The organism is Halorientalis marina (assembly GCF_023028345.1).
GTDB lineage: Archaea > Halobacteriota > Halobacteria > Halobacteriales > Haloarculaceae > Halorientalis > Halorientalis marina.
In genome coordinates this window covers 74,567-99,424 of record NZ_CP095489.1, presented here as the reverse complement: position 1 = coordinate 99,424, position 24,858 = coordinate 74,567, and the positions used below count along the sequence as shown (strand labels likewise).

At 58.2% G+C, this 24,858-nt stretch carries 15 protein-coding genes; 2 read left to right on the top strand and 13 right to left on the bottom strand.

What is annotated here, in order from left to right; all coding sequences use genetic code 11:
• Nucleotides 1-24: 24 nt before the first annotated feature.
• Together MUG96_RS21480 and MUG96_RS21475 are read right to left on the bottom strand one after the other, a co-directional pair.
• Entirely contained in the window at nucleotides 25-630 is a 606-nt protein-coding gene (locus tag MUG96_RS21480; RefSeq protein WP_246989470.1) for a hypothetical protein, read from the bottom strand.
• Nucleotides 631-644: 14 nt separating this feature from the next.
• Nucleotides 645-2,882 carry a hypothetical protein gene (locus tag MUG96_RS21475; RefSeq protein ID WP_246989469.1) on the bottom strand — a complete coding sequence of 746 codons (2,238 nt, stop codon included), beginning with the start codon at nucleotides 2,880-2,882 and terminating at the stop codon, nucleotides 645-647.
• A 261-nt stretch (nucleotides 2,883-3,143) separates the two neighbouring features.
• Here MUG96_RS21475 and MUG96_RS21470 point away from each other — a divergent pair, with 261 nt between their 5' ends.
• Entirely contained in the window at nucleotides 3,144-3,965 is an 822-nt protein-coding gene (locus MUG96_RS21470) for a hypothetical protein (protein ID WP_246989468.1), read from the top strand.
• Nucleotides 3,966-4,157: 192 nt separating this feature from the next.
• Here the strand turns inward: MUG96_RS21470 and MUG96_RS21465 are convergent, their stop codons facing one another.
• The 7 genes from MUG96_RS21465 to MUG96_RS21435 form a co-directional block, all read right to left on the bottom strand.
• Nucleotides 4,158-5,018 carry a DNA-binding protein gene (locus MUG96_RS21465; RefSeq protein WP_246989467.1) on the bottom strand — a complete coding sequence of 287 codons (861 nt, stop codon included), beginning with the start codon at nucleotides 5,016-5,018 and terminating at the stop codon, nucleotides 4,158-4,160.
• Nucleotides 5,019-5,596: 578 nt separating this feature from the next.
• Complete coding sequence (locus MUG96_RS21460) at nucleotides 5,597-5,857, bottom strand: HalOD1 output domain-containing protein (protein ID WP_246989466.1); 261 nt, start codon at nucleotides 5,855-5,857, stop codon at nucleotides 5,597-5,599.
• Nucleotides 5,858-5,940: 83 nt separating this feature from the next.
• On the bottom strand, nucleotides 5,941-6,270 hold the full coding sequence (locus MUG96_RS21455; RefSeq protein ID WP_246989465.1) for a DUF8158 family protein: 330 nt from the start codon (nucleotides 6,268-6,270) through the stop codon (nucleotides 5,941-5,943).
• 6 nt (nucleotides 6,271-6,276) lie between these two features.
• Nucleotides 6,277-6,627 carry a DUF8105 family protein gene (locus MUG96_RS21450; protein ID WP_092635437.1) on the bottom strand — a complete coding sequence of 117 codons (351 nt, stop codon included), beginning with the start codon at nucleotides 6,625-6,627 and terminating at the stop codon, nucleotides 6,277-6,279.
• Between the two features lie 155 nt (nucleotides 6,628-6,782).
• Nucleotides 6,783-7,109: a DUF7558 family protein gene (locus MUG96_RS21445; RefSeq protein WP_246989464.1), complete on the bottom strand. Its 327-nt coding sequence runs from the start codon at nucleotides 7,107-7,109 to the stop codon at nucleotides 6,783-6,785.
• Entirely contained in the window at nucleotides 7,109-7,399 is a 291-nt protein-coding gene (locus tag MUG96_RS21440) for a DUF8069 family protein (RefSeq protein ID WP_092635441.1), read from the bottom strand. Before MUG96_RS21440 ends, MUG96_RS21445 begins: the two co-directional genes overlap by 1 nt.
• A 529-nt stretch (nucleotides 7,400-7,928) precedes the next feature.
• Complete coding sequence (locus tag MUG96_RS21435) at nucleotides 7,929-14,444, bottom strand: sacsin N-terminal ATP-binding-like domain-containing protein (protein ID WP_246989463.1); 6,516 nt, start codon at nucleotides 14,442-14,444, stop codon at nucleotides 7,929-7,931.
• A 283-nt stretch (nucleotides 14,445-14,727) separates the two neighbouring features.
• Between MUG96_RS21435 and MUG96_RS21430 the strand changes: the two genes are divergently transcribed.
• On the top strand, nucleotides 14,728-15,225 hold the full coding sequence (locus MUG96_RS21430; RefSeq protein ID WP_092635445.1) for a hypothetical protein: 498 nt from the start codon (nucleotides 14,728-14,730) through the stop codon (nucleotides 15,223-15,225).
• A gap of 123 nt (nucleotides 15,226-15,348) precedes the next feature.
• Here MUG96_RS21430 and MUG96_RS21425 read toward each other — a convergent pair whose 3' ends face one another.
• The 4 genes from MUG96_RS21425 to MUG96_RS21410 are packed head-to-tail and all read right to left on the bottom strand — an operon-like array spanning nucleotide 15,349 to nucleotide 24,852.
• Complete coding sequence (locus MUG96_RS21425; protein WP_246989462.1) at nucleotides 15,349-17,361, bottom strand: cell division protein ZapB; 2,013 nt, start codon at nucleotides 17,359-17,361, stop codon at nucleotides 15,349-15,351.
• Nucleotides 17,362-17,400: 39 nt separating this feature from the next.
• On the bottom strand, nucleotides 17,401-21,765 hold the full coding sequence (locus MUG96_RS21420; protein WP_246989461.1) for a primase-like DNA-binding domain-containing protein: 4,365 nt from the start codon (nucleotides 21,763-21,765) through the stop codon (nucleotides 17,401-17,403).
• Nucleotides 21,758-23,842 (bottom strand): VirB4 family type IV secretion system protein, encoded by a 2,085-nt coding sequence (locus MUG96_RS21415; protein ID WP_246989460.1) that lies wholly within the window; start codon nucleotides 23,840-23,842, stop codon nucleotides 21,758-21,760. The genes MUG96_RS21420 and MUG96_RS21415 overlap by 8 nt, the downstream gene beginning before the upstream one ends.
• Nucleotides 23,839-24,852, bottom strand: a complete 1,014-nt coding sequence (locus MUG96_RS21410) for a TraC-like domain-containing protein (RefSeq protein WP_246989459.1) — start codon at nucleotides 24,850-24,852, stop codon at nucleotides 23,839-23,841. The genes MUG96_RS21415 and MUG96_RS21410 overlap by 4 nt, the downstream gene beginning before the upstream one ends.
• Nucleotides 24,853-24,858: the final 6 nt, after the last annotated feature.

Here is a 24,858-nt window from a genome sequence, read left to right as displayed (position 1 = left end):
GTTATAAATCCGAGGTGTACCGACCTACTTCATCCAACCCGGAATTTCGATTGAATCGTCTCTTCTATCCACTCCGCCATAGTCCATCATACAAAGTCCATCATTCAGCACACCGACATTCATCTCTACATCCTCAACTGTCCACCCTAGCTCGGTTAATTTCTCTTCCATCCATTCGGGAGCGTCAGGATCGTAGATATACTCTTGACCGGAAAGCAGATACGCAATATCTCCCTCATGCGGAGAAACAGGCCTTACACGCCTCATAATCAACCATCTGTAGTCCTCTACATCCCATGCATGAATTGGGGCAAAAAGGGACTCGTGCTCCCACCCCAAATCGCAGGCCTTCTGCCATACCTTGATCTCCCGATAATTATGCGGCAGAGACTTCCCCGAGGCCTTGATCACGTAGAAAGTTTCAAGATCAATGTCTCCAATGGAGTCATCTTGGGCCAGTGAGTTGGGGAAAGAAAAGATCCTCCGGCCCAAAGAGCCGCCAGTGAATTCCTTTATTCCGTAGCTTTCGATAAAGGCCTCCACCTTCTCGTCGTTATAGAGAACTGAACAGAGTTCCTCAACAAATCTCTCGCCCTGATCAGTCAAAAGTTCCTGGTGATTCCGTGCCATCGTTCTTCAGCTAGTCACCGAGTATTTTCCCTGTGACTCAGGTACTCCCTTAGAGCTGTACCCTTAGCTACTGCTGATCGGATATCATGACGGGTTTTCAATTCGAAGTGGAACCATCGATACTGCCTTTCTCTTGGCTTATCTGCCCCTTCTATTCCTTCCGCTAATTCATGGTGTAGCTGATTGTCTTGCCCAAAGTTCTGATTCATCTCGGCTGAGATAGCATACTGAACCTTGCTTCCCCAAACCTGGGATCCAGACATTGTCCAAGGTCTAACCCAATCACCACCGTGCTTCGATGCATAACCAAACTTCTGTGTAGGGGATGCCGGAAGGGCCTTTCCTCTCTGTACCACGTCTTGGAAATCAGACACCAATACATCGAACAATTTGGGGAAGTCCTTTTGAACATCCAACGACAGACTCAGCCAGCAGCCATACAGCTTCAAATGCTTGTAGAGAGACCGATTCACTGCATCTCCCCATCTTCCGTCCTGGTTCTTCGGCAAGTTACTATAGAGATTCACAAAGTCTCCAGTGAACTCTTGGAGTGATTCTTTGTCTTCTCGGTGGAAAATGATCTGGAGAGCGTAGTAGTCCATCATACTCTCCTCTACCTTTGAGTAGACTCCTTCGTCTTCCTCGATACAGTGTTGATAGTACTGCTCGATGTAGTCAAGCCAGTTATCGTTGATCTGCTTCAACAGTTCTGACTCGAACTCGTCGCTGAGTTCGATTTTGTAGCAAACAAGGTAGAGCATCTCCGGAAACACACTGTAGGAAGAGGAGTGTTTGTTACCGATATCGGTCGTAAGAATCCGATGGTGGAAGTCGATGTACTCTTCGAGATATTCCTTCGTGATCCGTTCAATACGTGGATTCTCAATCCCTTGGATATCTGCTCTCTTGAGCTTCCAGTTGAACGAATTCGCTCCGTACAGGGCCGCATAGAGAAGCTGTTCTTGGCTAAGTGAGGTCTCACTGGTTGCTTCGTTGAATCTGCTGGCCAGGTCGTCAAAGAAGTCTCGGATCTGCCATTCCTCGACTGCAAGCTTTTCATCGAGTAGAAGCTGTACCAGTTTCACGTACTGCCACTGGTACTTATTCAATGCTCTCTGGAGAAGCAGTGCCGAATAGTACTGCTTAGCTTCCGCAGAAATATCTGCGATGTCGTCTAAGTGACTGTTGTAATAGTTATAAGAGCTGTAATCTCCATCTTCCAAGGCTGCGACGGATACTTCGTCGATCTTGTCGATGCAGACGTGCCCGACCGAGGTCAGATCTAGACTATATGACTTGAAAAACAGGTCCTTCATCGACTTCAAAAGGCGACCCGCCATCTGGCTCTGACCGCCCATGTCCCGATGCTCGACAATCGAGAGAGCTATATCACCCATCGCCTCCGCGATATCATCCAGATATTTTTGCCGTGAATCCTCTTCCAGTGCCGTTCTAATCAAGAACTCGAAGTAGTTTGCGACTTCATTAATGAAGTCGTCATTCGTAATCTCACCGCTAGTCTGCTCCAAATACCGATCTGAGACCACAGAGATCGAATTCAGGGTCGATTCAAACACCTCTCTCTGGTCTTTCTCAATAGCCCTGCTCCCTGTCGAAAACAAGAGATGAACATCCTTGACCAAATCCTCAGAAAACTCCTCGTCGTGCTCCGGGACAAGAGGCCTCCAAGTCGAATAGATATTACGCGGCTCAATCTTTCGCAGCATCCGACCCGTGACGTAGTCCACAATATTCGAGATATTCAGGAAGTAGCCCGTGAAGAGGATAATAGCACCAATCAAGAGAACTGCAATAATTGACAGAACGTAGCTAATCAAATCATACGGCGACGCCCAATCCAGATACAGGCCTGTCAAGTTGAAGGCTGAGAATCCGAGGATAAAAACAAGGATCCCTATGAGGTACTTGTCTTTGAAAATGAGCATCGAAAGGCGCGGCGAGTACTCTTGATTCGCATTCTGAATTAAGAATATCACCAAGAGAAATATCACGCTCATAAAATTTAGAATCAAGCTGAGCGACTGATCGAAGATAGCCGGATTAGAAACCTCTTGAATAATCGAGCCTATTCCGAAAGGTCTCCAGACAACCGTTATTATCAGGAGAATGAGGGTCAAAGCGGAAGCTAGGCACAGAAGCTCTCCGTACCTATAAAGAGAAACGCTGAAAATCGCTTTTATGCGCCTCCATGCTATATAAAGCAGATATCTAATCCAGTAACGAACCCTCATACCAAAATCAACTTTCTGTCGAGCAATGGTGTATCAACTGTTATCTTTGTTACCCTCTCAGACGGATGAGTCTATCATCGACCGGCCTGCTAACTCACTGTCCGGTACGGTCTGCTCGACGTTTTCCAGAACCTGCTCGAGCTTTTCTTAGTCTCCTCTATCGAAGTGCTTCTCAGGCTTTCGAACCCAGAACAGTAACATCAGGCTTCGAATACCCGCCTAAAGTGTGATTATTTAGGTCCTGAAGGGGTTTTTCGTTCTATGGCGTGGCTTGGTGATTTCCGGAGCGAAGTAAGAGAGAATGCGCGGGTATCGGATTTGGCTTTGATTTTCTCGGTGCCGATCTTTCTTTCGTTGATCTTCCTGCTTCCTGAGTCAATTCAGAACTCTTTGATCCTGGACTACGGTAATTACTCTATCGTCAATCTCTGGAGCTCGGCCTATGTGCATCGAGGATTCAATCACTTCAGCAATAACTTGGCGGCTTACTGCGTTCTGATCGGTCCAATATACCTGCTTTTCGTGCTGGCTGATGAACGGAAGCTGTTCCGATATACGTTCCTGGCATTCCTCTTCATCCTCCCGTTCGTCATAGCTCTGAGCAACATAGTCGCTCTTGGCTCTGGAACCGGAGCAGGCTTCTCTGGAATCGGCTCCGCATTTTTCGGGCTCCTTCCCGTCTCGCTATTTCTATTCATCCACAACAAGGTCTCAGAGGAGATAGAACCAGTCCACGGAGTCGTACTGTTTCTCATAGCCGCCGCGATCATCGCAGGAACCTACTCCGGCGTTACTGCAGCAGCTGGCATCCTGCTGTTCGCCGTATTGATCACCGTCTACGACATCTACCAGGTAGGCCTTGAGGAGGTAAAGGAAGCCGCTGCCGGGCTAACCTCGATGGAAGGCTATTTTGAACTGGTAATGATCGCGGGCCTCCTATTCTTGGTGTCTCCTGTACTGCTCTTTCCTCAAGACATCGCCCAAGGCGACGGCGCTGTGAACATTCTATCCCACTATCTAGGGCTTCTATTGGGATTTTTCGGGCCCACTATTTATTTGTTCTACCGAAGATATCGGCAGTAGATCATCCCAGACATCCAGAATGATTTCTATATATCTTCGACAATCGTAGAATGTTAGAACTGATGTATGTGCCAGGGGTGGGTCGGTCGTGGCTGCGCGCGCAGCGACCGGAGGGAACGAGCACGGAGCGGAGGGTGGGGCGGCGGGGCTTGGGTCGGTCCGGCACACACCAAAAAGAGGGCATACAGCCCCCTACTCTTCCCACCAGCGGCGGTCGCGCTCTGGGAAAACGATCATACTGTCGTAGGTCACGGCGAGTGAACACCGTCCCTCGTACCAGTTCTTCTTGACCGCCCGCATCCGGACGGTGTCACCTTCTTGGACGAAGGCGGGCTCCGATTTTCGCCACGAGGTGAACTTGATTTTCCCGGTATCGTCCGCGACCAAGCCCACTTGAGCGATCTTCGGGCTGGAAGCATCCCAGAGCTGAACGACTTCTCCTTCGATGCTCACCTCATCTGTCTGCACGTCTGGGACGTCCTCGATCGGGCAGATGGCGCCGGGGGCCGCCTTGAGCGCGTCCATCGTGTCGAACACTGCTTCGGTGATGTCCTGCCCCTTGGCGACCCGCTTTGCGAGCGCCCGCGAGACGGCCGCCCGACTGTGACCGGTGCGAAGCCGCTGTTCCATCCGGTCTGCTTCCTGGTTCACCTTCGCCAGCTCCATCCGAGAGAGGCGTTCGCGCGGATCCGTCCGTTCGGGGGTGCGTTCCTTCCGCTTGCGCTGCCGCCGTTCGGTGACCACCTCGCGCGTTCGCTTCGCCCGGCCCTCCTGGGTGCCGAGTTCCGCCTGGGCGCTGATGTGCTCCAGTTCGGCCTCTCGGGCGCGAATCTTCTCTTCCTGCGCGAGGGGCAGGTGCGAGAAGTCCTGGACGATGCCGTCTGGGTGGTTGGAATCCACCTTCGCCTGCGTTTCCTGCTGGACCGTCGCCCGGAACTCCGGCTTGTCGTCGACGACCTCGAAGCCGTCCTCGTCGACGCCGGCGTCTTCGGTTCGTTCGAATGCCTGTTCATCCACCGTAACGACCTTGCGACTCGAGTTGTTACTAGACATTGGAGTCTCAGTGCTCCGAAGGCGCTCACGCGCCGCCACCGCGATGTCCCAGCATCGCGGTTTTCCGACGATGTCGACGCCCGATAGCACCGACTGCGCGCTCTCGCTCGCGCCTTCGCGAGCGCCCTACCGGGCGCGAGCGAGAGCGCGCCCGAGTGCGACGACCCAACCAGCACCGCGCGCCGACCCGCCCGGAGCGAGCGGCCAGCGGAGAAAGCGTGGGGGGTGAGCAGCCACGCCGCGCAACCCCCCACGCTTTCCCGCTGGCGCCGAGGGCACATTCATTTTAGCCCGGCAGCCCGCCCGCTACTGCAGGCAGGCAGCCCGGAATGGTCGGTCGCGAGCGACGCGGAGGGCGGCAGCGGCGAGCGGGGCGGGCCGTGACGTGCACACCTGTCCAGCCGGCCGCGACACTCGGCGATCCAGCTACCGTCCTGGCGGACTCAGAAAGGGCGAGGCCGTCTCGGTCGTCCCCCGACCCCGCAAGCACCGCAGGGACGAGGAGCGCAGCGGTGGTCGCGGGATGCCGAGCGGCCGAGGGCTTTCAGGGAACGTCGCCGTCGACGAATTCGATCGCGCTACTGATCCGGTGCTCCGGCTGGCTCGTCGAGAAGGACGTCGACGCCGTCCTGGCTGACGGCGAGATGGATTCCCTCTATAGTGAACCGCACCTCGACATCGCCGGCTGAGGATGCGAGAAGCCGCTCGAGTGCCTCGACATCGACGGCATCGTGGAGCTGATACGAATCACTCGCCAACCCGTGGGCTTCCAGTGTCTCGATGATTTCAACGAGTAGATCGGGGGATGTATCTGAGTCTCTCGAGGTGGAGGGAGCCATTGTGGCCTCGGCAGGTACATAGGACGAATAGGAGTTAAAAATGGGGACTCGACGAACCGTCGATGCGGGCTTTCAACCGGTCCTTAGTGGTCGTCCTGTGCGTTCAGCTCCTCGAGGAACCAGCTGGCAGCGGTCCCGATCCGAACACCGTCGACGTTGCGCATCTCGAGGCCGTTCGTGGCGGTCCGAAACGGCTCGTCGTCGACGAGGATGCGGTGGATGAGTGTCCGGACCGACTCCGTTCCGTACCTGTCGACGAGAGCCGCTACCGCCGTATCGAAATGCGCACCCTCGTGCTCGGCTCGCGGGTTCTGCGCCCGGTGGATCACGAGGTCGACCACATCGTCGACCGATGCGTGCTCGGGATTCCCGGTTTGCTCACGAACGTTATAGAGGGGCTCAGCATCAGACATTATGGATCACTCCGTCTCGTCGTCCGTATCGGTCCTCGCCGGGTCGATTTCTCGTTGCCGGCAGATCGCAGCCAGCGTCTCCTCAAGCGTGTCCACACTCCCGGTCGCCGCGAGCTCGTCGGTAATCTCGTCGATGAGTGCGGCTCGCTTGACGGCAGTCTCGTCGCCGGCGGTCGTGTCGATTGATGCGACGCGAAGCGCCCGCGTTTCGTGCCAGCCACAGTTCCAACAGTCTCGGGTCACCTCGATCTGCTCGTCCTCTTCCGCTGCGAGGACGGCGTCGGACACCGACGTCGAAAGCGGCCGGTCCGGTCCGACCTCAAGGGTGACTGGGGACCCGCACGCGGGGCAGTCCATAGTCATCCCGAGGAGCGCCCTTCTGTTGAAGATAGCGGAGCGACGGGACAGCGACACAACCAACGCTGCAGGGGCGTGGGGTGGGACAGCTACGGACAACTGTGACCCTCCCGGAGTGGTCGCCGTTCCACTCACCTTGACGACCGCTCGGCGGATCAGTCAGAGACGATGTGCGTGTCGAGGTCGCGCGTCCAGTACGTTGCCGGCCCACCGGGACTACACCGTGCACAGACCTGTATCGGGCCTTCGAGATGGCCGAGTTCGATCCGAAACCGGGTGAGCGCTGCGAGCGCGTCGACGACAAGGCCACAGCTGTCACAGGCGTAGTGATCACGCTCGTCGGGATTTGCCGTCTCCTGAATCGCACAGTCGACGCAAATCGGGTGGCTGACCCGCTCCTCTTTCCCCCACGTGTAGGCGATCCCGGTCTCTGTCTCGGGTGGCGCCTCGCAGAAGGCACAGCCGGCCAGCGTCTGCTGCATCATTCGTCCGCCTCGCCGGCGTCGTGGGCGGCCATCCAGCCCGTGTGGAAGACGGCGAGCTGCTGCATCGATTCGAACGCTGTGTCGCTGGGCTCGTGAACGAGGAGCCGCTGGTCGACGACCGGTGTGACCGTCCCGGCATCGAGTAGCTCTCGAATCAGCTGGCGGGCCGTCTCGTCGTCGAGATCCGCCGTCGACGGTGACCGGGCATCCCGATCCTGAGCGAGCAATTCTGCTTCGAACCATTCGTGATCGTCTGCCGTATCGTCGTATCTATCCGGACCAGACATACGAATCAGGGGCAGCGCACGAACCGCCCCACACCCATTCTGGGGCACAATAAACAGTCACCACTGGCGCTTAGTCTCAGCCACGACGGCGATGTGGTCCTCTCTCCTCCACGCCTCCCGCCATCGTCCGGGTGGCAATCCCGCTCACGTGGCCTGCGGCCTGGCACCTCGGCCCTGTTGGCCGCGAACATAACTTTGGGCCGCCACCCCCACCATATATCGGTTGATTTTCCTGCTGTCTGGTGGCGGAATTCGGCCCTAAATCGCAAGACAGCGATACCTGACACCAAATTTCGTTGGCTGTCCGGGAACTCTCTGATTAGTGAGTCTGGTGTCTAGTGCTGCTATCTTGCGATTTATGCACTCCACACGAGTCCATTCATATCTGGTGTCTAGGAAAGACTAGGGGTGGTGTCAGGCTGTCTATTCGGGCGGTATAGGTGAATAGATTCTGTTGAAACGCTACACAAGTGATAGAAATAGCGAACTACGATCGCCGCTCCCGCAGAACTCTCGGAGTTCGCCGTTCCTATCCCTCAGTATAGAAGCTGATGTAGAACGACCCACCACGAAGCTTTTCTAGAATCTCCCGCTCCTCTCGCTCGATACCGACGAACTCGTCGACGTTGTCTATATCTAAGAGATTTACAGTGCGGTCATTGTCACTTCGCCAGTCGGTTGAGAAACCGACGAGTCGGATTATGTAACGGAATGCGCGCACTTGGTCCGTGTTTGCGTCGTCTGGGGACAACGGTCCGGGACGGAGCGCCATACGTAGCTCGTTCCCGGTTAATTTGATTCGGCCGCTTCGCATCCGTTCCGCTGCGACGGCTTTCGACTCGACCCGATACATCCACTCCGGTGTCCAAGACACGACGGACTCGGTTTCTGGCATTGCCGCGAAGGGATCTATCAAGTCAAACCCTGGCCCTCGTTCCGCAGACGTATCGAACAGGGCGTGGAACGCCATCCTTGTATCGCTCGTCTCAGCCAGGTTCTTTGTCCGGAGCACATCGGCAGGGCTGGTGGCCTCCACTGCGCCGCTACTGGTCCACGATGTTGCAATCTCGTCGACTGACTTCAGTCTCCACCTGTCGTGTCCACGCCACGTTTCCAAGCGATCTAAAATCGACGAACGGACGCTGACTGGTGCGGCTTGGAATCGCTGCCACGCACGATTCAAGCAAATTAATTCTCCCTCTCGGCCTCTTGCATCGATTCCGACGTTGGGTTGTCCGTACTCACCCCCCGAGGAATCGCCGATGGTTGGGGAACCTCCTCCGGAAGCGGAGCCGTCGGCTGAGATCTGTGATGCGAGCGAATCGAGCGACTCATCTCGCCCCTGAAGCCACTCATTCGTGAGATCTTCCCTCGTTCGGCCCTCATCGGTTGCGTAGTCACTCGTTGTGCCGTAGAACTTCGCGAGCACGGTTTCAAAGGCTTTGTCACCGCCATTGGGAGTCGTCGCCGCTTCGATGAGTGACTCCATCCGCTCTTCGATGGTCTGGTCGGTATAGATTACATCCGACTGTTTCAGGTCTTCCCACTCTGTGCGACCCCATTTCCTGACGGCGCCTCTGAGATGTTCCAGCGGTTCTGGCGTTGACTTGAGGTAGGGCAACGCGCCGAGCCGGACCTCGCAAATGTCGGATGGAAGCGTTTCTGCGTGCGGAACGAATTGCGCGACGCGTCTATTTGGCTTTGGAGCCGGTGTAGCCTCTCGCGCATCTTTGGCTGCGCGTTCGAGGGTCGCCTCGCCCTCATCTTCGTACCTACCGACTGCATTCCAGAACCGACGAAATCGTTGTATAGTCGTGCTGTATGACTCCACCGGAGCGGTACCCTTTGCCGACGGCCACGTTTCGAGAGTTTGCCACCGATACCCGGCCTTGACGAGTGCGTCGATGTCGATACTGTTAACGGACTGATCGAGTTGGTAGGTGATCCGGTGTCGCACCGCCTCATCGTCGGTGGCTGCGGCACGTATACATTCGATAGCGACCTCATTGTCGAATCCACACTTCTCAGTCAGCGTGTTGAGCCACGACTGGAGCAACGTGCTCTTAGTAACCGCGGCTGGGTCATCTTCGAGTCTGTGTAACTCATTCAGCGTTACGCGCGCGTTGACAGTGAGTTCATCCCCTTCAGTTAGGGATACGGTGGGTGCAATCGTCGAAACGAGGCCCTGGAGAGTGTGGTGGATAACTTCAAGACGCTGTGTACGGAGCTCGTTGATCTCCGCTCGAACTTCCTCCAATGCCGAGCGATACTCTGTCTCCAGTGCCGACTCTCCTTTGAACAAGACGTTCTCGAAGGTATCTGCGAGGTCGAACTGTTCGAGTACTTGGACGATACCATCTGCTGTGAGGTACGGCGGTATCGCGTCACCATCGACACGCTTCACTGCGTCTTCGAAAAGGGCGATATGTAGTCCTCCATCCTTGGCTCCGTCAGCCGGTTCCCATTGTGCCGAATTACGCTGCGTATCGTCATCGTCGTCACGTGCGACGATCGCGATTCGGTTCTCGACGACAGCAGACAATTGATCGTGCTTTTCTTCGAGGTCTGGAGCTGTTGCCTGTTCGAGATATGCTGCCAACAGGTACTGTTGACGCTGCCGAAGCGTCTCCCGAAGGGTGTCGAGGCGATCCGTCCCCGATTCGACCTCACCACCACTGACTGGTCGAGGAGACGGTGGTTCGCTCTCTATGATTATCCCGAATGTTACTGTCGTCGCCTCTTCGTCGGCAGAGCTTTCGGTCCCAAGAAGGCGGGCAACTTCTGTCGAGTCGGAAGGCCGTTCGACGAACGGCCGTGCGTCCCGAACCAACCGATCACGTGAAAACGAGGAGAGTGGTTGTGTGAAAATAACCGGCTGCTGTGCTATTGACGGCGCCCCCGGTGCGGGCGCTTCCGCACCAATCTTAAGCGCTTTCGAGTTGCGGCCTTCTGTAATTCGAACCGTCGTTCCGAGGCGCCAAATATCGCGCCGAATCCAGCGCCGAATCTCTGGTCGTTCGTCGAGTCGATCTGCGAGTGTCTGTCCGGAAGCGAGCCGGCGCATCAGGGCGTCGATGGGCACAGAAAGCGCCCGTGCGGACCAGCTCGCCGATATATCGAAGGGGTTCTGACCTGGTGTCTTCTCCACTGCGAACTGCCCAATGAACCAGTTGAGTCGCTGAGCTGCCATCGGTGGGGTCAAATTATCGATTTCTCGAATACCGAGGATCCTGAGAGCTGACGAAATATCCACTGCCTCTGACCCCGATGTGGGAGCTAACCTCTGTTCGAGTTTGGAACTGTCGACTCGCGGCAGATACTGAGCAGCCCCTCTGACTTGTTCTGCATCGTCGAAGATCAATTTCTCTGCCGAAGCTGTCGTCCCATCCTCGACTGTAAGCCGGTCATTCCCGCCCTCATCTTCGAATTGGCTGTCGACAGGCCAGAGCTCTGCTTGAGCTAATTGCACGGTTCCGAGGCTGGGGATAGCAGCCCCGTCTGGGCTTTCGCTGAACGAGTGCCAGTTGCTACAGAGCCACGCGCTGTTAGCGACTGTTTCGGCAAGGTCTGGCCATAGGAGCAAGATTGCGTCCCGATACTTCTCGCGAGCTCGACCATCAGATATCTGAGGTAGATCGGGGAAGTACCACCAGACCGGTATAAGTGCCTCTTGCGAATCGTTTGCAGCCCATGTTTCCTCGTCGCATTCCAGCCAGTTGTTTCCACAGCCCGTTGAGTGGGTGGCGGTGAATGCAGGATGATTGTCTGACCGCCATATGACGTCGGTATAGGTATCTAAAACCTCGTCTGGCACGTCGAATCCGTCGTCTTCGTTGAGGGGTTCTCCGCGAGCGAGATTCTGGGCATCGGCAACGCTAATTGTACCTGCTTCACGATCGTCGTCTCCTCTGGTCGGCAACACCCATCGCCAATCGATTCGAGGGCCGATCTGTACGCCCAGATGAATCAGGAAGTCCAGACGCAAGACCCGCTGGAGCCCCTCGCTACTTGACCAACTTCCAAACACCCGTTGCCAATAGTCGCTTTCTGGTTCCGCGAGTGTCGGTGTCTCGGACGGTGTTACGCTGGACGCCTTCTCGATGACCGCTGCCCATCGCCGAAACGTAGTTGCTCGGGACTCTTCGTGTGACCCTGCGTCGAAGAATCGATCTGAACTCGAATCGATTCCTTCTAGAATATCTGCAGCTGCTTCGAACTCGCTTACCCATTCGGTCCCGAATACGATTTGTTCGGCAGGAAGCGTTTCGTCCTGCCCGTCCTGGTGTCCGATTGGCAATTCAACCTGCTGGGTGTAGCGCCGCTCAAGATAGTCATCGTAGTCGGAAGGCAATCTGTTCGTCTTGGCACCAGTTAATGTGGCCTCTACCTCGTCGAATCGACGATTCCGATTGGGGATTGGATGAAGCCACTTCGCTATCTGTCCACGTGTTACCGTCTCGTAGAGTGTCGAGAGATAACCGATAACGCTAGAATCGGAAGTTCTCTCCCCCGAATATCCTCCAGCCTCTGCAGCAACCCGTCGGTAGAATTCTGCAGGGCTATCCAGATTTCTGGTCCCCCAGTCCCGGTTGAAACTCTCGAGTGGCCCGATCCATTCCGTTCGGAACGGGACCACGAACACGGGGAGTGTCGTCGGTGGGGATGGAAGTTCTGAGATAATTGACTCAGACGTCTGACTACTCCCGGTTCGGCGAAAGACAATACGCTCGCTCCGTTGTGCTCCGTGTCCCTGCCGCGTGTCTCCGCGAGAGCGAGCACGAACGAGATGTGTGACACCATTAGAGGCATCAGTGTCGTTAGCCTGGTGTGCTTCGGCGGGTATGAGGGGGACTCTTTTTTCCCCGAGCCGACCCGCTGCTCGCTTCACGTCTGAATCGTCGTCTAAGTCGAGTTCATCACCTTCAGAGGCTGATGTGAGGATCGAACAGATCGTCTCGAAGTACGCCTCCGCGTGTTCAACCCGTTCAACTGGTACCGCCCACCTACCAGAGGAAACAGCGCTTCCACTGAGCCCCCAGTACTCACACAGAATATCGATGCAGCCTCGGGCATTACCGGTGTCATCGTCGAAAAGACGCTCCAGAACCTCGGTCAGGCCCAGCCTCCTCGCACACTGGCGAAATGTATGCTCGGTGTCGCCCTGTAATGTAGAGACACGTTGACTCCAGGTGTCTCCCGACTCAATGACTGTCTCGGCTGGTAACGGTGCTTCGGGCGCGTCTCGACGAAGGGTCTCGAACCCCCGAATGCGCTCGGGATCAAGCAGGGTATCCCGAGGGCATTGTGCGTCCGTGTCATCGGTCGGAACAATCGGAGAATCCTGAAGCAACGTGACCGCCTCCTGTACGCTCTCGGTTAGAGGCGTCCCGGAACCCGAACTGGGTTCCCCGCGTAACGGCATCGTCATCCAAGGCATCCACTGCCTGAATCCATCCCTGCTTGCTCCTCTCTCGTCGCCCCTCGCCAAGTCTGTCCCGGCGTCAGCAATTAAGTCTGGAAGCCGGTCAAGGATCTGTAGATTTTGTTGGTCGTCAGCGAGCGACTGCCTATCGAACTCGACCCGGAATGGTGCGTGGACGACGAACGGGAACGGGGTCGTTGCCTTCTCTATCGGGTAGTGGAGGTAGAGTGGCTTTGGCGATGGGTTCCAGTTATCCGTCGATTCGGGGGGCCGTTCGAACAGTAGGTGGATCTCGTCCCGTTCGTCTTGGTCGTCATTCGGAACAACCTCGTCATATGTTCGAGTGTAGCGTCTATACTGACGAGTCTGCGAGGTACCGTCGGCGGTCTGGACCGTATAATCGACTGACCTGCGAGTCGTATTGGAGTGTTCGTCTATTGAGCGTTGATCAGCCTGGTCTATGCAAACCTGATGCCGATCTATAATCTGAAGCTGTCCTGTCTCGTCGTGCGTCACCTGAATCAGGTCGAGCTCTTCGATCTCTTCAAGGAGAATCAGCGTTTCAGGTGAGATATCAGTGCACTCTTCCCAGAATTCGCGCCGACGTCGTTCGCAGAATGCAGCGCGATCCACGGGTTCTGACGAACGCCGGTTTGTGAATGTTGACGCTCCTTCTTTGTCAGATGTCGTGAGGACCGACTCAATATGATCCAATAGATCACGCCACTGGTCATCCAAGTACTCGAGTTCGACTACCGTTGAGAAATCACCCCGATACTCGTCTAGCCAGTCAGCTAACTGAGGATCCACTCGCTTGGAGAGGTTCGCGCTCGATACATTATCCCGAATGAGATGTGTCTGGAGTGGCGTTGAGTCCGCTTGAGTATCGTTCTGTAGGAACGGATAACGGAACAGGGAGATCCGGGGAATGTCTGTGAGAATATCTACAGGGGTCGGCGGCGGTTGTCTCGGCTCATTGAGGAGTTGACCCACCAGTTCGTCTATATCGATACTATCCGGGACGACACTTTGATCGGAGAATGAAAAGCGGCCTGTGTCTAAGAAATCCGACTGGGTCTCGGTGACTCCGAGACGGTCGACGAAAGAATCGGTATCGAGTAATCTTTCATACATCGAGAGAACCATTTGCGCACTCTTCGCCCGAGAGAACGTAGCCGAGAAATCCTCACCGTCCACGCTTGAGTGAATGCTGAATGCTTCACTCAGCTGTAAAATCGATTTTAGTCCGACTCCCTTCTCCCCGATCGAATCCCGTTCCTTTGCTTTGGCAGAACGTCCCAGAGATGTGACTGCCTCGAACACGTCATCGTCGTCTAAATGAAATGGCTCACCGGAGTTGGCAATTAGTAGTGATTCTGGCCCCACAATAACTGCGACTCGTCCATTGGTCTCTTCCTCACTCTCGACAATCGCGTCTCGAGCATTTTGAATTAGCTCCAGAATAGTGCGGTTGTCGTGTGCGGCAGACACGACTTGGTTCCCGTACCCAAGATCGCCTTCTCGATTCCAGGCGGTTCGGTTATTGAGCCCACTCAGAAGTTCGATGTATTCCTCGTGGCAGAGCTGAGATATCCGACTGGTGACACCTGCCTGCGTGTCCATCATGAAGTAGGTTGTACATGATGCCGGTAGCTATTCTGATAAATGTACTCTTCGAGAGGCGTGTGCTCAAGGTACAGTTCTACGGTAGATGCCCTCCATCACTCGGGAATTCGCTTAGGAAGTAATGATCCGACTAGTCCGACTATTGTAAACTAGTGAAACTAGCCTCCTAGCCTACTAGCGAAATAACGGCCTAGACGGCCTGAAACGCCAATTCTACAGAAACTCTTTATGCCTGAACCCGATAGTGAGAGCTACGGTGTGAGAGGCCTGTTCGAATACTATGACCGACTACAAGAGAGCGAAAATCCAGTTCCTCGAATGGCTGCAAGGACAAGGAGAGCACCGGGGATACAGCCCCGAGGTCAACTACGATGCGAAAGTTATCTTGGAACGTCCACGTCTACTAGCCCGGTCCCGAGCCTCTGTTGAGCAACGAAGATACCTGAATTTCAAAGTCAACGACGAGATTGAATACAAGAACGACGAGTTCGAGAAGGTGTACTCTATCATCTTGGATCTGCACGACGGCAGTAACTGGGATGCAGAGCTGGATACGTTCTATCCGTTGCCTCTGAGATTAATCAACAATCTCGCTAACAAGGATATCAACGAGGACCATCCGGTTACGATTGACTTGTCTCACCCTGGTGTGGAGCGTCAGAAGAACCGATTACAGACCCTGTTCCCGATCGAGGAAGAGGAAGATCAGGAACCACCGGCGGAGCGAATCACCGACAACCGGACCAAGGAGCTCAATGACATCGCGAAGAATCTGTAACACTATTTCTCCTGATTTGGAGGTCATTCACGTACGCTTTCGTGTGACCGATGCGCGCGCTGTATACACACGGCCTAAACAGACTATCAGCAACTGAGAATTTCACCGGGGATTGTGGTAAATCTATTCACCGAACGAAAGAACCCGCCTTGCCTTGTCAAGAGGCGACTGTTCCTCCCGGCCTTCTTGACTCGGCTCCTGACCGAACCCGCGCTCTTTGAGTACGGCCTCCAGACGGTCGCGTTCGAAGCGGACGGTCGTGAGTTCCGTTCGGAGTTGGTCGACCTCCGTCTCTAATTCCTCGATTCGCTCTGATTTCCCCTCCAGTTTAGCTTCGAGACGTTCAACCTTCGCTGCCAACAGCCGGTTCTTTTCGCGAAGATGAGCTTGATCTAGGTCACCAGATCGCTCGTCGCTCGCAGAGGCAGTACTGGCTGGCTCCGATTCATCGCCAGCCGCGTTCTCATCAGGGGTAACTCGCTCTCGACCGTGTTTCAGCCCTGCCGTTTCGATGGCTTCCAGCGTCTCGTTGTATGTTTCGTAGCCGGGGAATCCCTCGTAGGTTCCATTCTCTCCCTCACGATCGACGAACGCGTCCTCGGGACAAACCTCGAGCGCGACAGCTGCTTTCCGAACGGCCCAGAAGGGCATCTGGTCGTAGGACCCGCCGTCGACACGGTCTGATCCAGCCTCCGGGATCCACACCGGGATGTCATAGCCGACGCTCCGGAGTTCGTCGACGGCAGCCCAGTAGTCTTCGCCATCCAGGTTCGCATCGGCGTCGGCAACGATCCCCGTCGCGAGCGCCATCAGTTTTGCCGGCCCACCCCCACCGTTCACCTTTGAATCGCCGAAGGTGTTGGCCTGCTCGTCGACGAAACAGGACTGACCACTCTCACTGTGGCGCCAGCACGGATCGAACTGCGGCCGCGGCTGGTTTGGATCCGTATCGTAGGCATCGCTCGCGTAGTGACGGGCAATCTCGGTGATATCGATGTTCTCGACAGCCTCGTAGACGTCCTCTTTGAACGGCGAAATGGGCCGGCCTTCGAGGGCACCGTCGAGTTCTGCCAACCGCTCCTCACGTCGCTGGAGCGCCGCCTCACGTTGTCGCTGACGTTCACGTTCCCGCTCACGCTCCGCTTCGACCCACGCCTTCAGCGTTGCCCGCCACCCGTCGTGGTCCTCGTACAGATCCGGCCAGAGTGTCGCGACCAGCGAGTCGACACAATCCGTGTGCTCGACTCGCGTGAGATCATCAGCCCAGCTGACCGCCTGCTCGATAAGGGTGTCATCGACGGTCTCGAACGGACGGAGCTCGTAGCGGACGTCGTCGGTCGCGATGGGCGTGACGACGGCATCGTGATCGGCGTGGATCGAGAGTGGCGGCTTGTACTGGCGGTTCTTGTTGTTCACCCAGTCGGGCTGGATGACGTCGCCGGCGCCGTCGACGCGTTCGTTCACGCGGGCCTCTGCCTCCTGGAGCCACGCGTTCGAGCGGTCGAGGAACTCGTCGAACACTCGTTCGAGCGCATCTGGATCATCGCCGAAGTGATCCGCAATCGGGAGCGTGGCCTCCGGGGCTCCGAAGACGTACGCGCCCCCAACGGAGTCCAGCGCATACACAGCGTCTCGCGTGCCGTACAGCGTCGCATACTCCTCGATATAGGCGTCGAGGGTACGCTCGACGAGGTCACGCGTCTCGGCATCGAGATCGCCTCGGTGTGGTTTGATATCGTCAGCGAGGTCGATATCGCCCCAGGCGGGAACCGCCCGGAGGTCGGCATACCCGGGGGTTGGGGGTTCATCCTGCCAGAGGGTCGTCCCCTCGGCCTCGTCGTAGCGACAGGGTTCCCACTGCTGGAAGGCGGACGGTGTCTTGTAGGTGGTGACGGCGTAGAGCGTCCGTTCGAGGCGGTCGTGGATCTCGTCGTAGTCACGATCGAGGCGGGCAACCCGCCCGCGCTGCGGATACCCGGCCTTGATCGCCTCGACGTCGTCGTGGTCGCGTTTGATGTACCATCCGACGAAGTCGTTCAGCCCGATGGTCGGGTAGTCCTTGACGGTCGCCAGCGCCTCGTAGACGGGTTTGGCACGACGGTAGTGCTCGCGGATAGCTGATTCGGAGAGCGTCATCTCGTGTGCTCCTGCACCTCCTGACCGGGAGCGAAACGACTACGCACTGGCATCGCTTGGTCCCTCCTGGTCGCCGGCGTCGGACAACTCGATTCCGACGTAACACCGCCGCGTCTGGCCGTCCAACCACTTCTTGTCACGCTCGAACTGAGCGTGGTCGCGAAGCGTCTGTGTGAATCGGTTTTTCGGCTTCACCTCGTATCCCCCGGCCGCCGCATACTGCTCGTAGGCATCGTAGACCTCAGCAACCGCGACGACCACGTCGTCGGATTCAGTGAGCCGGTCCTTGACGAATGCCTGAATGCCGTACGGGTCCACCTCGTTGTCTTCTTGAGCGTCGGAATCGGTCGAGTCATCCGGGGGTTCCCCTGCTGGATGGAGCGTCCTGTCCTGGATCGCGTCCACGAGTGCCGGAACGCCGGTGGCCGTCTCCGTGTCTGGCGTGTAGAGGTCGAGCGTCTGGTCGCCCTCGGTGGTCGCAATCGCATACGTGCGCTCCGTGTAGTCCGGGACCGGAAGGTCGGTACTGGGCACGAACGGGCGCTTGACAGGCACCCACTCCGCTTCGAATGCCTCGCGGGACTCGTAGGTCTCGGGGAGCTCTCCCGGCCTGAAGACGGTGTATGTCTCGCTTTCGGCGTCGTAGCTGTACGTCGCCGGGAACTGGTCTTTCGACACGGCGTCGAGGGAGTCTATCCGTGCGTGCTGGTCCCCAGCACTATCCTCGAGGACGAACGCACCGTCCCGCTCGAACCAGCGGGTGTGGCGACTGCCGCCAGTGGCCGGTCGGACGGCCGTCACCCCATCCGCGGCTCGCGCACCGCCGTTGAATGTGACGTTGTGGTTCATCGTATACAGCCGCGTCTCACCGGAGGAGAGCTGATTTCGCGGCTCGTCGAGGATCTTCGCGAGCCGGTCGGCAATCTCGGCAGCCGGTTGATCGTCGTGGTCTGCGACGACGAACAGCGGGATTCGCTCCTGTTCCTGAGCTTTCCGGAGGTTCGAGAGAACCTTCGCCGGGCGGACGTGCGTGGTGGTTTCGACTTCGACTTGGAGTTCCCAGTCGAGGTCCGAATGCGTCGCGATGGCGTCGGGGCGGGACTCCCCGTTCTGATCGAGGACCTCCACAGAGAAGCCCGCCGCTGCGAGCGACTGCTCGACCGCTTCGAGGACTGTGTCGTGGTGCTCGCCCCCGCCGGTCGGTGACGTCGACGTATCGGGCGTGGCTGCCTGCTCACCCTCGTCTGTGAGCCGACACTGCACCGACGATGCCCCGTCCGGGAGATCGACCTCGATGAGCGAGGACGCCTCCCGCACTTCTGGTAGTGTCTCGTAGCCCTGCGCCTCGATGGTGCCTTCCTCGATGCGCGAGAGCAGTTCCTCGTCGACGTCCTCGACGGACACCCAGCCGTTCGTCTCGCGGACCTCGTTCGACAGCTGGACGGCGCGGATCGCACGGGCCATCGCGACTTCCAACGGTAGGTCATCCGCGTTCTCCAGAGCGACGTCAGTCGCAGCGTCACGGCTCTCCACGGTCGTCCCGACAGCCACCCCGTACTCCTCTCGGGTATGCTCGTGAACGGCCTCTAGGGCATCCTGGAATCGCTCTTCCTGCGCACCAGTCAGAGGCTGCTCGCTATCGGGATGACCGGGCGGAATCGGGAGGGGTTCGATACTGAATGGGTCGGGACCGGTTTCGCCGAATTCCGGACTCGGGAGCTGGGCGATCCACTCGCCACGCGGGAGCGAACTGATCCGATTCTTGAATTCGACGGGATCCATCGCCTCGTGTGAGAGTGCCTCGGCGATGTCGGCGTCGACGGCGATCTTCCCGACGAGCGGACTGCCGATGTTGTTCAGGACGTTCAGGTAGACCTCGCGGTTGCCAGCCTCCTTCATCTGCTCAGGGAACTGCGTCACGAGTTCGATGGACAGCCGGAACTCCCGCCCCTTTTCGAGCAGCGTCGTCAGCGTATCCGAGACGACGACCGATGACGCTTCGTCGATGAGCAGGTTCGCCACGTAATTGTCTGGCTTGCGGGCCAGCTTGTCGCCGTCACGACGCTTGACAGCGTCATAGAGTTGTGTCAGGATGACGCCGGTCATCACGCGAGCGGCCTCGTCGCGGAGATCACCGAGGTCGAAGATGACTACCTTGTCCTCGTCGAGGAGGTCGCGGAAGTCGAATTGCGACTGGGTATTGTTGAAGATCCGGCGGAGGTGGGCGTCCTGCGTGATGTAGTCCATCCGGTTGCTGATGCCGCTCACGACGTTCGAGAACGTCGCCGGGTTCGAGCGAAGGTGTCGCTCAAGTTTCTCCGCGACTTGCGGGTCGCTGGCTCGCGGTGCATCTTCGGGTGTCGAATCTGGTGGCCCGGCGGCGTGGAACTGGGTCACCGCCTGCTCGAACTGGTCGTGGGTGAAGTAGTTCGTATCCTGCCGGAAATGTCCGTTTTCGAGGCCGTACTCCTCGTCGTACATTGCCTTGATGAGGTACTTGATGAGCGTCGGCGAGGCGATGGCGTCCTCGTACCGCTCCGGCCCCATCACGAGCTTGATGAGCTCTTCGTAGTGGTCGGCCTTGTCCTGAATCGCGTCGACGCGACGGACTCCATCCTCGAGCGCCGGCGTAATGTCGAAGAACGCGAAGCCAGGCAGGATGTCAGGCACCGAGAAGTGGAGGACGTTCTCCTCGAGGTCCTCAGTCCCGAACCGCTTCGCGTGAGCCCGCATATAGTTCTCGGGGAGGTTCCCGCCCTTGGAGTCGATGAGGAACACTGGGCCCGTGGTATGGTCGTACAGGGAGAGCGCGTCGTTGATCAGCGCGACCGATTTACCGGCGCCGCTCTTCGCAAACCGGCCGACGTGGAACGGCAGCAAATGCGGAGGAATCCGCATCGGCTCTGACGTGGGCGTGCCGTCCTCCCCGAGCCCGCGGCCGATCGCCATCCCGGAGTCCGTGAACGCATCCATATGGTCCTGCGCCGGGAGTGGCAGGGGCGTCCGGCTCTCAGGTTCGGCGTCGGATCCCCGCCCACCCTCAGTCGTGAGGTCGGTCGCCGGCGGGACGACCACGAAGTTCGCCAACTCAGCCGGGCCAAGGACGAGATCGGGACGGGTCTTCCGCCAGCCGCTCTTGGTAGCCAACGTAGCGTCGAGTACCCGGTCGGCGTGCTTCTTGGCCCGCCGCCCCTTCCGAAGCCCACGGCGGACGCGCTTCGGTCGGAGCCGATAGTGTGGCCCGTTCAGGTGATCGAATACCGACCCGATATCGTCGAGACGATGGTCAACCCGCTCTCGTTGTCGGTCGGAAGTCACGAGCGAAAGCGCCCGCATATTCACCGTGAACGTGTGCTGTGGCTCCTTCTCGTCGATAGCCTCCACTCGCTCCCGCCCACCGATGTCGAGATACCGACGCTGTCGCCCGGTGTTCGACGGACTCTGTGGTTCGTTCTCCGTGTTTCCAAGGAGTTCTCCGAAGAACCAGTCGACGACTCGGTCTTCGCCTTCACGGAGCTTCCGCTGGCGCTCTCGTGCCTCGTGCGTCCAGTCCGATTTCCGCTGAAAGAGTACCTGGAAGGCGATCGGGTGTTCGGCCCGGGTCAGCTGATCGATGAGTGACGCGAGCGGGGCCCGAGCGTGATCGTCATCGTCGTCTTCCGTATTCGTGAATTGGGGTAGTGTCGTCATCCAGTCTTCCCGCCGGGTAGCCTGCCCGTGCCAGCTGATTCCGAGTGGGGTCGTCTCATCGACGGTCGGTTGCGTATGAGCCCGCTGGTGATCGGCATCGAGTTCGGAGTCGGACGGACCAGCCGCTGTGGACTCGTCACTCGAATCGGTCTCGAACAGATCCCCATCCTCGTCCTGCGACGTAGAGCTCTCCGACAGCACACTTCCCCCATCACCGACCGGTTCCTGCCCCGTCGAATCGAAGAGAGTCACGGGCTCTGAATCCGAATTCGGGTCTCCGGAGGATTCCTCAGCTGTCCTGGGGTTCATTCCGTGGCTATCGTCTCCTCCGGCACTGTGGTCCTGAGACGGGCCTGCTGTCGATGGGAGTAGCTTCGTTTCCAAGTCAAGGGTGACCCGCTCGAACGTGACGGTCGGCGGATACAGCGTTCGGAGGCGTTCCTCGAAGGCATCCAACCGGCGGTCGACTCCGTAATAGAACTCGACCGGCTCGTCTGCCCCCTCACTCACTGCGAGGAACTCGAACACCGGTGGCGGATCGCCGAGGGGACCGATACTTGCGAGAAGTCCGTCGTTGCCAGCGTCAAGGCCGTGGAGGCCGGCCAGCTGACGGACGACGGTCTCCGGCGCGAGATCGCTCCGGGAGGGAGTGATCCGGATGTACTCGTCGCCGTTAGCCACTGCCGGGAGTTCTGACGGGGTCTGCTCAGTCATCCTCCTGAGAAGTAGTGCCAGTCTGTTCACCGCCGTCGGCACGCGTGCCGGCGGGTCGGCTATCTGGATTCGTCACGCTCGTCGTCGGTTCTGGCTCGAGTTCGGCCACGTCCGCAGCGCCGCCGTCGATGACGTGGGCCTCATAGTCGCTCGCCCGAATTCGGAGTGGGAACCAGCCCTCCTGGTCGATGCCGACCAGCGCTTCCGAGTAGCCGTCCTCGTCTTCTCCGGCCTTCGCGGAGGTGACCCAGTTCACCTGCCGTTCGCTGAGATCGAACCACTTGGCGATCTTCTCTTTCTCCTCGTTGACGCGGTGGAGGACAGTCAACGAACAGAGGTTCGCGATGGTGCGTGCCTCCGGCGTCAGCGCGAATTCGCCCCCTGTTTGCGTGATGAATTCGAGGCTCAGATCGAAATGGCGGCTGTGCCGGACGGCCGTCTCCAGGAAGTCCAGCGAGACGGCGTCGTTCATCAGGTAGTGCGCCTCGTCGATACAGAAGACGACGCGCTTGTCGGTCTGCTTGACCCGTTCGTAGACGCTGTTGAACAGCACCTGCATCATCAGGCTGGTCTCCGCCCGGCCACGTGTCCCCTCCTCCTGATGGAGATCGAGGTAGATGACCTTCGAATCGAGGTCGAACTCCGAGGGGCGAGCAAGGTTCTCGAGTTCACCACCCTCGCGGAACGACGGGCGGAGATCCTTGAGTAGCGACTGGGCATCGGACTGGACGGCTTCCTGCTCCCCATCCGTGACGTACCCGTACTCCTCGGGGTCTTCGACCATCTCTTCGAGGACCGTGATGACGTCGTGTATGGTGGGCGAGTCCCGGGTGTGCGTCTCCGGATCGCGGGTGATCCCGCGCTTCTCGTAGGCTTCCTGGACGGCCCGCCGGAGCGTCTGGTTGCGCTCACCGAGTGGATGGTCTGCGACGTGCTCGAAGAACGTCGCGAAGAAGGTCATCACCCAGTTGATCTGTTCGCCCCACGGGTCGATGTCGTCGACCTCCTGCAGGACGTGGTCGGGCGTCGGTTTGATTTCCAGCGGGTTCAGCCCCCGTCGGCCACCGACCGTGATCCGCTCGCCATCGAGCGCCTCGTTGACGCCGGCGAACCCCCGCATCGGGTCGAGCATAATAACGACTGTATCCTCGTCGAACATCGCCCGCCGCACCAGCCGGAGCTTCGTCGCGAACGATTTGCCCGCGCCGAGCCGGCCGATAACCATCATACAGTAGCCGGTTTGCCGCTTGAAGCGGTCGAGGATGAGCGGACTCGAATTCAGCGCGTACGTTCCGTACTCGATGCCGGGTTCCGCAAACGCACCGGAAACGAAGGGGAACATCGCGCCGACCGCCCCGCCGAGCATCGGCGTCTTGCTGTCGAGCGTCTCGTTGAACTGATCCAGGGCGATCGGGCTCGCTGAGGTGAACGTCTTCAGCTGTGACCACCGGGGCGTCACCGGCGTCAGATTCGCAGGCGCTTGTCGGGCTGTCGTCGACACCGACTCGGCGTCGATGTTCTCGCGATCGTTGCCCCTGACCGTGAGATACATCGAGACGTCGAACGCCTGCATCGTCGTGTTCCGAAGGACGTCGTACATCTCCTGGTGGTCCTCGAGGTCTTTCTCGACGCCCCGGGCACTCGCACGATGCTTCTCGGTCAGGTACTCGTAGTCGGCTTCGAGGTCCTCGATCTTATTCTCCAGCGAATCCAACGTCTCTCGCGTATCACGAGGATCGATGTGGATGCTGACATCTGTCTGTTGGGTCTCGGCGGCCGCGTACAGTTTTTCGAGGAAGCCATCCATCGGAGCATCGGGATACTCACCGACCCACAGACTCTGCGCCCACTGGGTGTCAGTCCGGAGGGCGCTGGGCGTTCGCTCGATACTCGACGGTGAGACGACGGTCTGATGGATCTCGGGGATGCCGTCGACTGCCTCACCGTCGGCCTCGTAGTCCACGGTAAACTGTGATTCAGCATCTTCCCCCTCTTCGTCGGGGCCCTCGTCTGCCGTGGCCTCATCGTCGGTTTCCGAACTATCCGAGCTGGTGAACGGAAGCAGGTTTCCAATCATGACTTGTTGATGACGGGGGACGTTCGAAGCACCTGTTCGGGGTCGCCGTACTCGATTTCCGTGCCGGTCCAGTATTCCGCGATGAGGCGGGTGAGTTCGGCCGCATCAACGGGGCGCGTGTCACACCCCTCGATGCCGCGGAGGCCGCGCTCGACCCGCCGGCGCCGCTCGTCCAGTTCCTCGAGCATCGCGGCTCGCTCTTCCTCCTCCGGCGGCGCCGTGACAATCTGGACGAGGATGCCCAGTACAGGAATCCCAGCGAGCTTTTCGAGGAGGCTGGCCCGTTCGTATCGGACCTCCTCAGGTCGCACCGGAATCAGGACGTAGTGGTCGCGAATGGTCATCTGACGCTGCGCCAGCTCCCGGTCGTACCAGTCGACGTAGTGCTCGATGAGCGCCTGGAGTTTCTCGTTCGATTTGACGTCCGGGTCGCTCAACCGGTCTTCGTACCGCCCGACGTACTCGTCGGCGGGGAAGGCCTGCGTCGTCGAGTAAATCTGGATCGGGAACTCGACGGTCGTATTGACGAAGTCCTGGAATGCCTCCGCCTTCTGGGCCCACTCCTCGTCGGTCGCGAGCGCCATCGTCGGTGGCGACACCTGAACGGCTCCGACAAGGGCCCGATCCGTCCGTTCGATGGCGTTGTGTCGCGGGTAGACGCGCTCGACGTGGGTGTACTCCTTCGCTTCCTCGTGGGCGATCTCCGTCTCGCTGCGATGGAAGTTCACGAACAAGCCGAGCCAGTCGAGACTGTTGGTGTACCCTGGCGTGAGGTAAACGAACAGCCCACCGAAGGCGATCGCAATCGCTGCGAGTGGGATCGTGAGGGCGGACACCGGAATGCCGCGAACGGTGAGTGACGGTGGGATGACGACCTGCGTCACCAAGACTACCAGTACGCCGGGAAGGCCCGCGACGGCGAGGTCCGTCAGCGAGTACTTCCCGAGGAACTGAGTGTCGGTACCGAGCGACTTCGGAATGCGTTTTGCGGGGTCAGTTGCGGAGCTCATAGGTTG